This window comes from Micromonospora sp. NPDC000089 (assembly GCF_042899365.1).
Classification (GTDB): domain Bacteria; phylum Actinomycetota; class Actinomycetes; order Mycobacteriales; family Micromonosporaceae; genus Micromonospora.
Window position 1 is genome coordinate 67574 of sequence record NZ_JBIAZT010000012.1, and the last position, 14791, is coordinate 82364.

Sequence of the window (14791 nt, forward strand, 5' to 3'; positions counted from 1 at the left end):
CTCTGATCCCGATACGGAGCGCCCCGATGCCCACTGAGGCAGAGTTCCTCGACTACCTCCGGCGCGCCACCACCGACCTGCGCGAGGCGCGGCGGCGCGTCCGCGAGGTGGAGGCCAAGGACCGCGAGCCGATGGCCATCGTGGGCATGGCCTGCCGCTACCCGGGCGGTGTGCACGGCCCGGACGAGCTGTGGCAGCTCGTCGCCGACGGCCGCGACGGGGTGGGCGACTTCCCGACCGACCGGGGCTGGGACCTGGAGCGGCTCTTCTCCGTCGACCCGGACAACCCGGGCACGTCGTACACCGACAAGGGTGGCTTCCTCTACGAGGCCACCGAGTTCGACCCGGCGTTCTTCGGCATCTCGCCGCGCGAGGCGCTCGCCATGGACCCGCAGCAGCGGCTGCTGCTGGAGAGCACCTGGGAGGCGTTCGAGTCGGCCGGGCTGGACGCGCACCGGCTGCGCGGCAGCCGGACCGGCGTGTTCGCCGGCGTGATGTACCACGACTACGCCTCCCGGGTGCTGGACCTGCCGGAGGGTGTGGAGGGCTACCTCGGCACCGGCAACTCCGGCAGCGTGGTCTCCGGGCGGGTCGCGTACACGTTCGGGCTGGAAGGCCCGGCGGTCACCATCGACACCGCCTGCTCCTCGTCGCTGGTCGCGGTGCACCTCGCCGTGCAGGCGCTGCGCCAGCGCGACTGCGACCTGGCCCTCGCCGGCGGCGTCACCGTGCTCTCCACCCCCGGCGTCTTCGCCGAGTTCTCCCGCCAACGGGGGCTGGCCGCCGACGGGCGGTGCAAGTCGTTCGCCGCCGCCGCCGACGGCACCGGCTGGGCCGAGGGTGTCGGCATGCTGCTGCTGCAACGCCTCTCCGACGCGCAACGCGACGGCCGGCGCATCCACGGCATCATCCGGGGCAGCGCGGTCAACCAGGACGGCGCCAGCAGCGGCCTGACCACCCCCAACGGCCCCAGCCAGGAACGGGTCATCCGACAGGCCCTCGCGAACGCGCGGCTGTCCCCGGCCGACGTGGACGTGGTCGAGGCGCACGGCACCGGCACCACGCTCGGCGACCCGATCGAGGCACAGGCGCTGCTCGCCACCTACGGCCAGGACCGCGACGGCCGGGACCCGCTGTGGCTCGGCTCGGTCAAGTCGAACCTGGGCCACACCCAGGCGGCGGCCGGCGCGGCCGGCATCATCAAGATGGTCCAGGCGATGCGGCACGGCGTGCTGCCCCGCACGCTGCACGTGGACGAACCGTCCCCGCACATCGACTGGTCGGCCGGCGCGGTCACCCTGCTCACCGAGGCGCGGCCCTGGCCGGAGTCGGACCGGCCCCGCCGGGCGGCGGTGTCGTCGTTCGGCATCAGCGGCACCAACGCCCACGTCATCGTCGAGCAGCCGCCGGCCGTCGACGAGCCCGAACCCACGCCCGGCACGCCGCCGCCGCTGGCGCCGGTGCTGCTCTCCGCCCGCGACCCCGAGGCGCTCGCCGCGCAGGCCCGCCGCTGGGCCGATCACGTGGCCACCGACGCCCGGCCGGTCGACTGGGCCGCCGCCGCCCGCCGCCGCGCCAACCTGGACGCGCGGGCCGTGGTGCTCGCCGCCGACCGCGACGAACTGCTCGCCGGGCTGCGCGCGCTCGCCGACGGTGAACCCACCCCGACCGTGGTCACCGGCGCCGCCGCGCCGCGCGGCCGGGTCGCGTTCCTCTTCTCCGGGCAGGGCGCGCAACGCGGCGGCATGGGCCGCGACCTGTACGACGCGTTCCCCGTCTTCGCCGCCGCGCTGGACGAGGTCTGCGCCCACCTCGACCCGCTGCTGCCGCAGCCGCTCAAGCCGGTGCTGTTCGGCGCCGGCGACCTGCTGGACCAGACCCAGTTCACCCAGGCCGGCCTGTTCGCGGTCGAGGTGGCGCTGCACCGCCTCGCCCGCTCGTTCGGGCTGGTCCCGGACTACCTGGTCGGTCACTCGATCGGTGAGCTGACCGCCGCGCACGTCGCCGGCGTGCTGTCACTGGCGCACGCCGCCCGGCTCGTCGCCGCACGCGGCCGGCTCATGCAGGCGCTGCCCGCCGGCGGCGGCATGCTCGCCGTGGCCGCCGGCGAGGCCGACGTGACCGCGTCGCTGGCCGACGTGACCGGACGGGCCGGCATCGCCGCCGTCAACGGGCCCGCCGCGGTGGTGGTCTCCGGCGACGCCGAGGCGATCGACGCGCTCGCCGCGTACTGGGCCGACCGGGGCACGCCCACCCACCGGCTGCGGGTCAGCCACGCGTTCCACAGTGCCCTGATGGAACCGATGCTCGCCGAGTTCGCCGCGGTCGCCGCCGGCCTCGACTACGCACCGCCGACCGTGCCGATCGTGTCGAACCTGACCGGCCGGATCGCCGAAGCCGACGAGATCACCACCGCCGACTACTGGGTGCGGCACGTCCGCGAGGCGGTGCGCTTCGCCGACGCGGTGGACCGGCTCGCCGAGGCCGGCGTCGGCACGTACGTCGAACTCGGGCCCAGCGGGGTGCTCACCGCGATGGCCGAGGGCGCCCTCGCCGACCCGGCGGCCGTGCTGGTGCCGCTGGTGCGCAAGGACCGCGCCGAACCCCGTGCCGTGCTGGAGGCGCTGGCCCGGCTGCACGCCGAGGGCCTGACCGTCGACTGGGACGCCCTGCTCGCCGACGCCGGCGCCCGTCCGGTCGACCTGCCGACGTACGCGTTCCACCACGAGCGGTACTGGCTGGAGCCGGTTGGCCGGCTCGCCGACGTCTCCGGCGCCGGTCTCGGCGCGGCCGGGCATCCGCTGCTCGGCGCCGCCGTCTCCGTGGCCGGCGAGGACATGGTGCTGCTCACCGGCCGGCTCTCCGCCGCCACCCACCCCTGGCTCGCCGACCACCAGGTCGGCGACGTGCTGGTGCTGCCCGGCACCGCGCTGGTCGAGCTGGTCGTCCGGGCCGGCGACGAGGTCGGCGTGTCCCGGCTGCGCGAGCTGGCCATCGCCGCGCCGCTGGTGCTGCCCGCCTCCGGTGGCGTCCGGGTGCAGGTGCGGGTCGGCCCGGCCGACGAGGCGGGCGCCCGCGCGGTGACCGTGCACGCCCAAGCCGAGGACGGCCCGGAGGCCGGCTGGGTACGGCACGCCGAGGGCGTGCTGGAACCCGCCGCCGCCGAGGAACCCGGCCTGCCGACCTGGCCCCCGACCACCGCGACCGAGGCCGACCTGACCGGCTGGTACGGCACGCTGGCCGAGCACGGCCTGACGTACGGGCCGGCGTTCCGGGGCCTGCGCCGGGCCTGGACCGGCGACGGCGAGGTGTACGCCGAGATCGCGCTCCCCGAGGACGTCACCGGCACCGGCTTCGCGGTGCACCCGGCGCTGCTGGACGCCGCGCTGCACCCGATCGGCCTGCTGCTCGCCGCCGACGGCGGGGGCCCCCGGGTGCCGTTCGCGTTCGAGGGCGTACAGGTGCACGCCGTCGGCGCCACGGCGCTGCGGGTCCGGTTGTCCCGCGACGGCGGCGCGGTGCGGCTGGTCGCCGCCGACGACGCGGGCGCGCCGGTGGTGTCGGTGGACTCCCTGGTCCTGCGCGAGATGACCGGACTGACCGCCCCGGGCGCGGCGGCCCGCTCGCTGTTCGAGGTGCGCTGGCAGCACGAGCCGGTCCCGCCCGCCGAGGACCTGGCCGGCTGGGCGGTGCTCGGCGCGTCCGTCGACGGGCTGCCCGGGTACGCCGACGTGCCGGCCGCCGCCGAGGCGGGGGAGGGGGCGCCGCACACGCTGGTGCTGCCGGTGGCCGCGCCGTCCGGGGTGGACGTGCCGGCGGCGGTCCGCGTCGTCGCCTCCGACGTGCTGGCGGTGGTGCAGGCGTGGCTGAGCGCCGAGCCCTTGGCCGAGTCGCGGTTGCTGGTGCTGACCCGGGGTGCGGTGGCGGCATCGGACGAGGACCGGGTCGTGGACCTGGCCGGCGCGGCGGTGTGGGGTCTGCTGCGGTCGGCGCAGTCGGAGCATCCGGAGCGGATCGTCCTGGCCGACCTGGACCGGGATCTCGACGGCGACGTTCTCGCGGTGCTGGCCGGAGTGCTCGCCGACCTGCCGGCGACCGGTGGGCAGGTGGCGGTGCGCGGGGGCGAGGTGCTGACCCCGCGCCTGGTCCGCGCCGCGTCCGTGCCGGCGACGGCGCCCACGGCCACGACGGCCGGCGGAGTCGCCACGCCGCCCGGCGACGTCGCCGCGACCGGCGGCAGCGCGGCAGCCGGCGGCACGGTGCTGGTCACGGGTGGCACCGGGTCGCTGGGCGCGCTGGTCGCCGAGCACCTGGTCACGGCGCACGGGGTGCGGTCGCTGCTGCTGGTGTCCCGGCAGGGCCCGGACGCGCCGGGTGCGGGCGCGCTCGCCGACCGGCTGTCCGGACTCGGCGCGTCGGTGTCGGTGGTGGCGTGTGACGTCACCGACCGGGACCAGGTCGCCCGCCTGGTCGGCGGCGTCGAGGGCCGGCTCGCCGGGGTGGTGCACACCGCCGGGGTGCTGGATGACGGGGTGGTGTCGTCGATCAGCGCGGAGCGGTTGGCGAACGTGCTCGCGCCGAAGGTCACGGCGGCGTGGTGGCTGCACGAGGCCACCCGGCACCTCGACCTGGACCTGTTCGTGTTGTTCTCGTCCGTCGCCGGGGTCCTCGGCTCACCGGGCCAGGCCGCGTACGCCGCCGCGAACGGGGTGCTCGACGCGCTGGCGGCGCAGCGCCGGCAGGACGGACTGCCGGCGGTCAGCCTGGCCTGGGGCATGTGGGACACCGACGGCATGGCCGCCGCCCAGTCCGACGTCGACCGAGCCCGCTCCACCCGCGCCGGCCTCGCCGCCATGAGCCCCCAGGTCGGCCTGGAACTGTTCGACACCGCGCTCACCGCCGGGCGGGCCACGCTCGTGCCGGCCGTCATCGACGTACCCGCGATGCGGGCCCAGATCGTCGGCGGCCGGGTGCCGTCGCTGCTGCGGGCGCTGCTCGGCCCGGTCACCACCCGCCGCCAGGCCGGCCGGGGCAACTGGGCCGACCGGCTCGCCGGCCTCGACCCGCAGGAGGCCCGCGACCAGATCGACACGCTGGTGCGGGGCCTGGTGGCACAGGTGCTCGGGCACGGTGGCGCGGACGCGGTGCCGGCCGACCGGGCGTTCCGGGAACTGGGCTTCGACTCGCTGACCGCGGTGGACCTGCGCAACCGGGTCAACGCGGCCACCGGGCTGCGGCTGCCGTCCACGCTGGTCTTCGACTACCCGACGCCACAGATCCTGGCCGGCCAGGTGTACGCCGAACTGGCCGGCGCCCGCACCGACACCACCGGCGCCCCGGAGGCGGCCACCACCACCGGCCTGGACGAGCCGGTGGCGATCGTCGGCATGGCGTGCCGCTACCCCGGCGGGGTGGAGAACCCGGAGCAGCTCTGGGAGTTGCTGGCCGCCGGTGGCGAGGGCATCTCCGAGTTCCCGGCCGACCGCGGCTGGGACCTGGAGTCGCTGTTCGACCCGGACCCGGACCGCAGCGGCACCTCCTACACCCGGCACGGCGGCTTCCTCTACGGCGCCCCGGAGTTCGACCCCGGCTTCTTCGGCATCTCACCGCGTGAGGCCCTGGCCATGGACCCGCAGCAGCGGCTGCTGCTGGAGACGTCCTGGGAGGCGTTCGAGTCCGCCGGCCTGGACCCGGCGACAGTGCGAGGCTCCCGCACCGGCGTGTTCGCCGGTGTCATGTACCACGACTACGCCTCCCGACTGATGGAACAGCCCGCCGAGGTCGAGGGCTACATCGGCACCGGCACCTCCGCCAGCGTGCTGTCCGGCCGCGTCGCCTACTCGTTCGGGCTGGAGGGTCCCGCCGTCACGGTGGACACCGCGTGCTCGTCGTCGCTGGTGGCGTTGCACCTGGCGGTGCAGGCGTTGCGCTCGGGCGAGTGTGACCTGGCGTTGGCGGGCGGCGTGACGGTGATGGCGACGCCCGGCACGTTCATCGAGTTCTCCCGGCAGCGCGGCCTGTCCCCGGACGGGCGGTGCAAGTCGTTCGCGGCCGCCGCCGACGGCACCGGCTGGGGCGAGGGCACCGGCGTGCTGCTGGTGCAACGCCTCGCCGACGCCCAACGCGAGGGCCGGCGCGTCTTCGCCGTGGTGCGGGGCACCGCCGTCAACCAGGACGGCGCGTCCAACGGCCTCACCGCGCCGAACGGCCCGTCGCAGCAACGCGTGATCCGGCAGGCCCTCGCCAATGCGCGACTGACCACCGCCGACGTGGACGCGGTGGAGGCGCACGGCACGGGCACCACGCTCGGTGACCCGATCGAGGCGCAGGCGCTGCTGGCCACGTACGGGCAGGACCGGGAGACGCCGCTGCTGCTCGGCTCGGTGAAGTCGAACATCGGCCACACGCAGGCCGCGGCCGGGGTCGCCGGGATCATCAAGATGGTCCTCGCGATGCGCCATGGCATCGTCCCGCCGACGCTGCACGTGGACGAGCCGTCCCCGCACGTCGACTGGACCGCCGGCGCGATCACCCTCGCCACCACCCCGATCCCGTGGCCCGACCGGGACCGGCCCCGCCGCGCGGCGGTGTCGTCGTTCGGGATCTCCGGCACCAACGCCCACGTCATCCTGGAGCACGCCCCCGCGCCGGCCGCCCCGGCCGAGTTCCGGCCCGGCGCCGCCGTCGACGCCGGCGTGATCCCGTTCGCGCTCTCCGCCGCCGACCGGGCCGCGCTGCCCGACCAGGCGGTCCGGCTGCGCGCCCACCTCGCCGCGTACCCCGAGTTCACGCCCGCCGAGGTGGCCCACGCGCTGACCAGCAGCCGGGCGGCCTTCCCGCACCGCGCCGTCGTGCTCGGCCGGGACGCCGACGAACTGACCCGCGGCCTCACCGCGCTGGCCGACGGCGAGACCGTGCCCACCGTGGTCACCGGCACCGCGCTGCGCAACCCGGCGCCCGTCTTCGTCTTCTCCGGCCACGGCGGCCACTGGCCCGGCATGGCCGTCGACCTGCTGGACACCTCGCCCGTCTTCGCCGCGTCCATCGCCGAGTGCGAGGCCGTCCTCACGCCCTGGGTCGACTGGTCGCTGACCGACGTGCTGCGCGGCGCCGACGGCGCGCCCCCGCTGGTCGCCTCCGGCGTCGTCCAGCCCGCGCTCTGGGCCGTCATGGTGTCCCTGGCCCGGCTCTGGCGCTCCCTCGGCGTCCGGCCCGGGGCCGTGGTCGGGCACTCGCAGGGCGAGATCGCCGCCGCCTGCGTGGCCGGCGCGCTCTCCCTCGAGGACGCCGCCCGGATCGTCGCGCTGCGCAGCCAGGTGCTCGCCGACATCGCCGGCAAGGGCGGCATGGCCTCCGTCGGCCTGCCCGCCGAGCGGGTCGAACGGCTGCTCGACCGTTGGCCCGGCCGGCTCTGCCTGGCGGTGGTCAACGGACCCGGCTCGGTGGTGGTCGCCGGTGACCCGGACGCGCTCGCCGAACTGGTCGCCGCCTGCGCCGCCGACGACGTGCGGGTCCGCCCGCTCGACGTCGACTACGCCTCCCACTCGCCGCACGTCGAACCGGTCGCCGACCGGCTCCTGGCCAGGCTGGCCGGGCTCACCGCCCGCCCCGCCGAGGTGCCGTTCTACTCCGCGCTCACCGGCCGGCCCGTCGACACCACCACGCTCGACGCCGACTACTGGTACCGCAACCTGCGCCAGACGGTGAACTTCGAACAGGCCGTGCGGACCCTCCTCGCCGACGGCCACCAGGTGTTCCTGGAGGTCGGCCCGCACCCGGTGCTCAGCTTCGGCATGCAGGAGACCATCGACGACGCCGAGCACGACGCCGCAGTGGTGAACACGCTGCGCCGCGACGCCGGCGGCTGGCCGCGCGTGCTCACCGCGCTCGCCGAGCTGCACACCCACGGCGTCGGCGTCGACTGGGCCGCCGTCTGCGGCGTCAGCGCCGCCGCGCCCGTGCCGCTGCCCACGTACGCGTTCCACCGGCAGCGCTACTGGCCCGAGTCGCCGGTCCGCACCGGCCCCGTCGCGACCGTCGAGGACCAGGCCGACCGGCAGTTCTGGGACGCCGTCGAACGCGCCGACGCCGACGCGCTCGCCGCCACCCTCGACGTCGACGGCAGCGCCGCCCAGGCGCTGGGCGAGGCCCTGCCACTGCTCACCGGATGGCGGCAACGCCGCCGTGACGAGTCCACCGTGGACGCCTGGCGGTACCGGGTGCGCTGGACGCCGCTCACCGCCGCGACCGCCACCCGCCTCGCCGGCACCTGGCTGCTCGTCGCCCCCGCCGCGTACGCCGGTGACCCGCTGGTCGGTCAGGTCGTCGCCGCCCTCGGCGAGGCCGGCGCCGGCGTCGTGCCGGTCACCGTCGACGACCCGGACCGGGCGGCCCTCGCCGGGCAGCTCGCCGGGCTCGACACCGACGCGCTCACCGGCGTGCTGTCCCTGCTCGCGCTGGACGAGACCGGCCACCCGGACCGCCCGGTCGTGCCCGCCGGGCTCGCCGGCACGCTCGCGCTCGTGCAGGCGCTCGGCGACGTCGGCTGCGCCGCGCCGCTGTGGTGCGCCACCCGGGGCGCGGTCACCACCGGCCGCGCCGACCCGCTCGACCACCCCGCGCAGGCCCTGGTCTGGGGCCTCGGCCGGGTCGCCGCGCTGGAACACCCGGACCGCTGGGGCGGCCTGGTCGACCTGCCGGCCGTGCTGGACCGCCGGGCCCGCGGCCGGCTCGCCGTCGTGCTGGCCGGCGTCGGGCACGAGGACCAGCTCGCGGTCCGCCCCTCCGGGCTGTTCGGCCGGCGGCTCGCCCGCGCCGGCGGCGACACCCCGCCCGACGCCACCGGCTGGCGGCCCGCCGGCACGGTCCTGGTCACCGGCGGACTCGGCTCGCTCGGCGCCCACGTGGCCCGCTGGCTGGCCACCGACGGCGCGGACCATCTCGTGCTCACCGGCCGGCAGGGCCCGGCCACACCCGGCGCCGCTGAACTGGAGGCGGAGCTGACCGCGCTCGGCGCCCGCGTCACGGTGGCCGCCTGCGACGTCGCCGACCCCGACTCGCTGCGCGGCCTGGTCGAGCGGCTCGCCGGGCAGGACGTCCGCGTCGACGCGGTCTTCCACGCCGCCGGCGTCGCGCACGCCGGCCCGCTCGACGGCACCGACCTGGCCGCGCTCGCCGACGGCCTGCACGCCAAGGTGGCCGGCGCGGTCAACCTCGACCGGACGTTCGGCGACGACGTCGCCGCGTTCGTGCTCTTCTCCTCCGGCGCGGGCGTCTGGGGCGGCGGCCTCCAGGGCGGCTACGCCGCCGGCAACGCGTTCCTCGACGCGCTCGCCGAGGACCGCCGCCGACGCGGCCGGCCTGCCACGGCCGTCGCCTGGGGCGCCTGGGACGGCGGCGGCATGATGGACACCGAGGGCGCCGCCGACCAGATGTTCCGCTCCGGCGTCCGGCCGATGCGCCCCGACCTGGCCGTCGCGGTGCTCGCCCGGGCGCTCGCCACCGACGAGGTCACGCTCGCCGTCGCGGACATCGCCTGGGACCGGTTCCACCAGACGTACGCGCTGGCCCGCCCGCGCCCGCTGATCGAGGACCTGCCCGAGGTGGGCCGCCTGCTCGCCGCCACCCGCGCCGACGACGAGCCGGCCGAGGCGTCCCCACTGCGCGGGCGGCTCGCCGGCCTGGCCGAACCGGACCGCCGCCGCGCCCTGCTGGAACTGGTGCGGAGCAACGCCGCCGCGGTGCTCGGGCATGCCTCCGCCGAGGCGGTCGGCGCGGACCGGCCGTTCCGCGACATCGGCTTCGACTCGCTCAGCGCGGTGGAGATGCGCAACCGGATCGCCGAGGCGGTCGGGCTGCGGCTGCCCGCCACGCTGGTCTTCGACCGGCCCACCCCGGCGCTGCTCGCCGGCTGGCTCGCCGACCGGATCCTCGGCGTCACCGACGCGGCGCCCACGCCCACCCGGGCCGTCGCCGCACTCGACGAACCGATCGCCGTGGTGGCGATGAGCTGCCGCTACCCGGGCGGCGTGGACAGCCCCGAGGAGTTCTGGCGGCTGGTCGCCGAGGGCCGCGACGCGATCGGCCCGTTCCCCGCCGACCGGGGCTGGGACCTCGACGCCATCTACGATCCCGACCCGGACACGCCCGGCACCTCGTACGCCCGGGAGGGCGGCTTCGTCACCGACGTCGGCGGCTTCGACGCCGGCCTGTTCGGCATCTCGCCCCGCGAGGCGCTGGTGATGGACCCGCAGCAGCGGCTGCTGCTGGAAACCGGCTGGGAGCTGTTCGAACGCGCCGGCCTGGCCCCGGCCGACATGCGGGAGAGCAGCACCGGCGTGTTCGTCGGCACCAACGGGCAGGACTACGCCACGCTGCTGATGGCCGCCCGCGCCGACACCGAGGGCTACCAGGCCACCGGCAACGCCGCCGCCGTGGTCTCCGGCCGGCTGTCCTACACGTTCGGGTTGCAGGGCCCCGCCGTCACCGTGGACACCGCCTGCTCGTCGTCGCTGGTCGCGCTGCACCTCGCGGTGCAGGCGCTGCGCGCCGGCGAGTGCGACCTCGCGATGGCCGGCGGCGTCACCGTGATGGCCACGCCGGGGCCGTTCCTGGAGTTCGCCCGGCAACGCGGCCTCGCCGCCGACGGCCGGTGCAAGTCGTTCGCCGGCTCGGCCGACGGCACCGGCTGGGGCGAGGGTGCCGGCCTGGTGCTGCTGCAACGACTCTCCGACGCCCGCCGCGACGGCCGCCGGGTGCTGGCCGTGGTGCGCGGCTCGGCCGTCAACCAGGACGGCGCGAGCAACGGCCTGACCGCCCCCAACGGCCCCGCCCAGCAGCGGGTCATCCGGCAGGCCCTCGCGAACGCCGGGCTCACCCCGGCCGACGTGGACGCGGTCGACGGGCACGGCACCGGCACCCGCCTCGGCGACCCGATCGAGGCGCAGGCGCTGCTCGCCACGTACGGGCAGGACCGCCCCGCCGACCGTCCGCTGCTGCTCGGCTCCGTCAAGTCGAACATCGGCCACACCCAGGCCGCCGCCGGCGTCTCCGGCGTGATCAAGATGGTGCTGGCGCTCCAGCACGGCCAGCTCCCGCCCACGCTGCACGTGGACGAGCCCACCCCGCACGTCGACTGGTCCGACGGCGGCGTGGCGCTGCTCACCGAGGCCCGGCCCTGGCCGGAGACGGACCGGCCGCGCCGCGCGGCGGTGTCCGCGTTCGGGGTCAGCGGCACCAACGCCCACGTCGTCCTGGAAGCGGCCCCGCCCGCCGACGACGCCCCGACGGAGCCGGACCCGACGGTCGGGCCGGAGCTGCCGCTGCTGCCCTGGCCGCTCTCCGCCGGTGACGACGAGAGCCTGCGCGCGCAGGCCGCCCGGCTGGCCGCGACGGACCTCGACGACGAGGCCGCCCCGGTGGCGCGGACACTCGCCACCGCCCGCTCCCACCTGCGGCACCGCGCGGTGCTGCTGGCCGCCGACCCGGACACCCGGTCGGCCGCGCTGCGCGCGCTGGCGGCGGGGGAGAGCCACCCCGCCGTGCAGCGGGACGTGGCCACGCCCGGCACCCTCGCCATGCTCTTCTCCGGTCAGGGCGCCCAGCACGCCGGCATGGGCCGCGAGCTGTACCAGGCGCTGCCCGCGTTCGCCGAGACGCTGGACGAGGTCTGCCAGCACCTCGACGCGTACCTGCCCCGCCCGCTGAAGAGCGTGCTCTTCGCGCCCGACGGCAGCGCCGAGGCCGCGCTGCTCGACCAGACCGCGTTCACCCAGGCCGGGCTGTTCGCCGTCGAGGTGGCGCTGCACCGGCAGCTCGCCGACTGGGGCGTCCGCCCCGACCTGGTGGCCGGGCACTCCGTCGGTGAGATCACCGCCGCGCATGTCGCCGGCGTGCTGTCGCTGCCGGACGCCTGCACGCTTGTCGGCCAGCGCGGCCGGCTCATGCAGGCGCTGCCGGCCGGCGGCGGGATGCTCGCCGTCGCCGCCGGGGAGGCCGAGGTGACCGACGTGCTCGCCGGGCACGCCGACCGGGCCGCCGTCGCCGCCGTCAACGGACCGGCCGCCGTCGTGGTCGCCGGCGCCGACGAGGCGCTGTCCGCGCTCGCCGACCACTTCACCACCCTCGGCGTACGCACCAAGCGGCTCACCGTCAGCCACGCGTTCCACAGCCCGCTGATGGAGCCGATGCTGGCCGAGTTCGCCACCGTCGCCGCCGGCCTGGACTACGCCGCGCCGGTCGTGCCGCTGGTGTCCAACCTGACCGGTCGCGTCGTCGACGCCGACCTGATCCGCACCCCCGACTACTGGGTGCGGCACGTGCGGGAGGCGGTGCGCTTCGGCGACACCGTCACCCACCTGCGCGACCTCGGCGTCGGCACGCTGCTGGAGGTGGGCCCGGACACGGTGCTCACCGCGCTCGCCGCCGACCTGCTGCCGGACGGCGGGCCGCTGGTCACCGGCGTGCAACGGCCCGGCCGGGACGAGGTCGCCACGCTGCTCGGCGCGCTGGCCCGGCTGCACTGCCACGGCACGCCGGTGGACTGGGCGGCGCTGCTGCCCGACGCCGACCCGGTCGCGCTGCCCACCTACCCGTTCCGCCACCAGCGCTTCTGGCCGGTCGCCGACGGCGAGCTGGTCGGCGTCGCCGCGCCGGCCGCCGCCGACCCCGCCGACGACGCGTTCTGGCAGGTCGTCACCGCCGGCGACGGCGACGCCCTGGCGGCCCGCTTCGGCGTGGACCCGGACCGGCCGCTGCGCGACCAGCTCCCCACGCTCGCCGACTGGCACCAGCGGCGTCGCGCCGACGCGGTCGCCGACGGCTGGCGTTACCGGATCACCTGGCCCCGGCGGCAGGTCAACGCCGGCCCGGCCACCGGGGACTGGCTGCTCGTGACGCCCGGCGACGCGGCGACCGAGCCGGCGGAGCGGATCGCCGAGCTGCTCGGCGCGCACGGCGGCACGGTGCGTACGCTCACCGTCGACCCGGCCACCGTGACCCGCGCCGACCTGGCCGGGCACCTGCCGGACGGACCCACCCGGATCGTGTCGCTGCTGGCGCTGGACGAGCGCCCGCACCCGGCGTACCCGGGGTTGCCGGCCGGTCTCACCGGCAACCTCGCGCTGGTCCAGGCCGTCACCGACGTCGCACCGACGGGGCCGCTGTGGCTGCTCACCCGGCAGGCGGTCAGCACCGGCACCGGTGACCCGCTCGCCCGGCCGGAGCAGGCCACCACCTGGGGCCTCGGGCTGGTCACCGCGCTGGAACATCCGGCGCACGCCGGTGGCCTGCTCGACCTGCCGGCCGACCTGGATGCCGCCACCGGGGAGCACCTGCTGCGGGCGCTGACCAACACCGACGGCGAGGACCAGCTCGCGGTCCGCCCGGCCGGCGTGCACCTGCGTCGACTCGTCCGGGCGCCCCGCCCGGCCCGGCCGGACGCCCCGACCTGGACGTCACCGGACACCGTGCTCATCACCGGCGGCACCGGCGCCATCGGCGGGTACGCCGCCGGCTGGCTCGCCCGGCACGGCGCCCGCACGCTGATCCTGGTCAGCCGGCGCGGCCCGGACGCGCCCGGCGTCGCCGAGACGGTGGCCGAGCTGGCCGCCCTCGGCGCGCAGGCCCGGGTGCTCGCCTGCGACCTGGCCGACCGCGCCGCCGTCGCCGCGCTCGTCGACGGGCTGCGCGCCGACGGCGAGACGGTCCGCGCGGTGGTGCACGCCGCCGGCGTCGGCCGCCTCAACCCGCTGCGCGCGGTCACCACCGACGAACTCGCCGACGTGGTTTCCGGCAAGACCGCCGGCGCCCGCCACCTCGACGAACTGCTCGACCCGGCGGCGCTGGACCTGGTCGTCTACTTCTCCTCCATCGCCGCCGCGTGGGGCGTCGGCGACCACGGCGCGTACGCCGCCGCCAACGCGTTCTTGGACGCCTGGGCGCAGTCCCGCCCGGCCGGGCCGGCGCGCGTGGTGTCGGTCAACTGGGGACCGTGGGCCGGTGGTGGCATGGTCGACGCCGACCACGCCACCGCGATGAGCCGGCGCGGCGTCACGCTGCTCGACCGGGAACCGGCGATGGCCGCGCTGCGCGCCGCGATCTGCGGCGACGACCCGGTGCTCACCGTCGCCGACGTGGACTGGGCGCGCTTCGCCCCGGTCTTCGCCGCCGCCCGACCCCGACCGCTGATCGGCGACCTGCCCGAGGTGGCGGCCCCGGCCGCCGGCGCCGACCCGGCCGACACCGGTGGCGCGGAGACGCTCGCGGACCTGCGCAAGCGCCTCGCCGACCTGACCGCCGCCGAACAGAACCGGCTGCTTGTCGACCTGATCCGCACCGCCGCCGCCGAGGTGATCGGCCACGACAGCCCGTACGCCCTGGAGGCCGACCGGCCGTTCCGGGACCTCGGGTTCGACTCGCTGACCGCGGTGGAGCTGCGCGGCCGGCTGGCCCGGCTCACCGGCCTCGCGCCGGCCAGCTCGGTGGTGTTCGACTACCCCACCCCGCAGGCCCTCGCCGAGCACCTGCGCGCCCAGCTCGTCGACGAGTCCTCGGAGCGGGAGCTGCCCACCGTGGAGGAACTGGACCGGCTGGAGGAGGCGCTCACCCTGCGGGAGCGCGACGACCTCGGCCGGGTGCGGATCACCATGCGGCTGCACCGGCTGTTGGAACGGCTCGGCGCCGACGAGCCGGCGGAACCGGGCGAGGACGTGGCCGACCGGCTGCGGACGGCCAGCAACCAGGAGCTCTTCGACCTTCTCGACCGCGATCTCGGGTTGTCCTGAGGCACGCG

Annotated in this window: 1 protein-coding gene; it reads left to right on the forward strand. The window is 76.9% G+C overall.

Annotated features, from left to right (window positions below):
• Window positions 1-11 precede the first annotated feature (11 nt).
• A complete protein-coding gene (locus ACFY3U_RS21315) occupies window positions 12-14783 on the forward strand; it encodes a type I polyketide synthase (RefSeq protein WP_387204476.1) in 14772 nt (4923 codons plus the stop codon).
• Window positions 14784-14791: the final 8 nt, after the last annotated feature.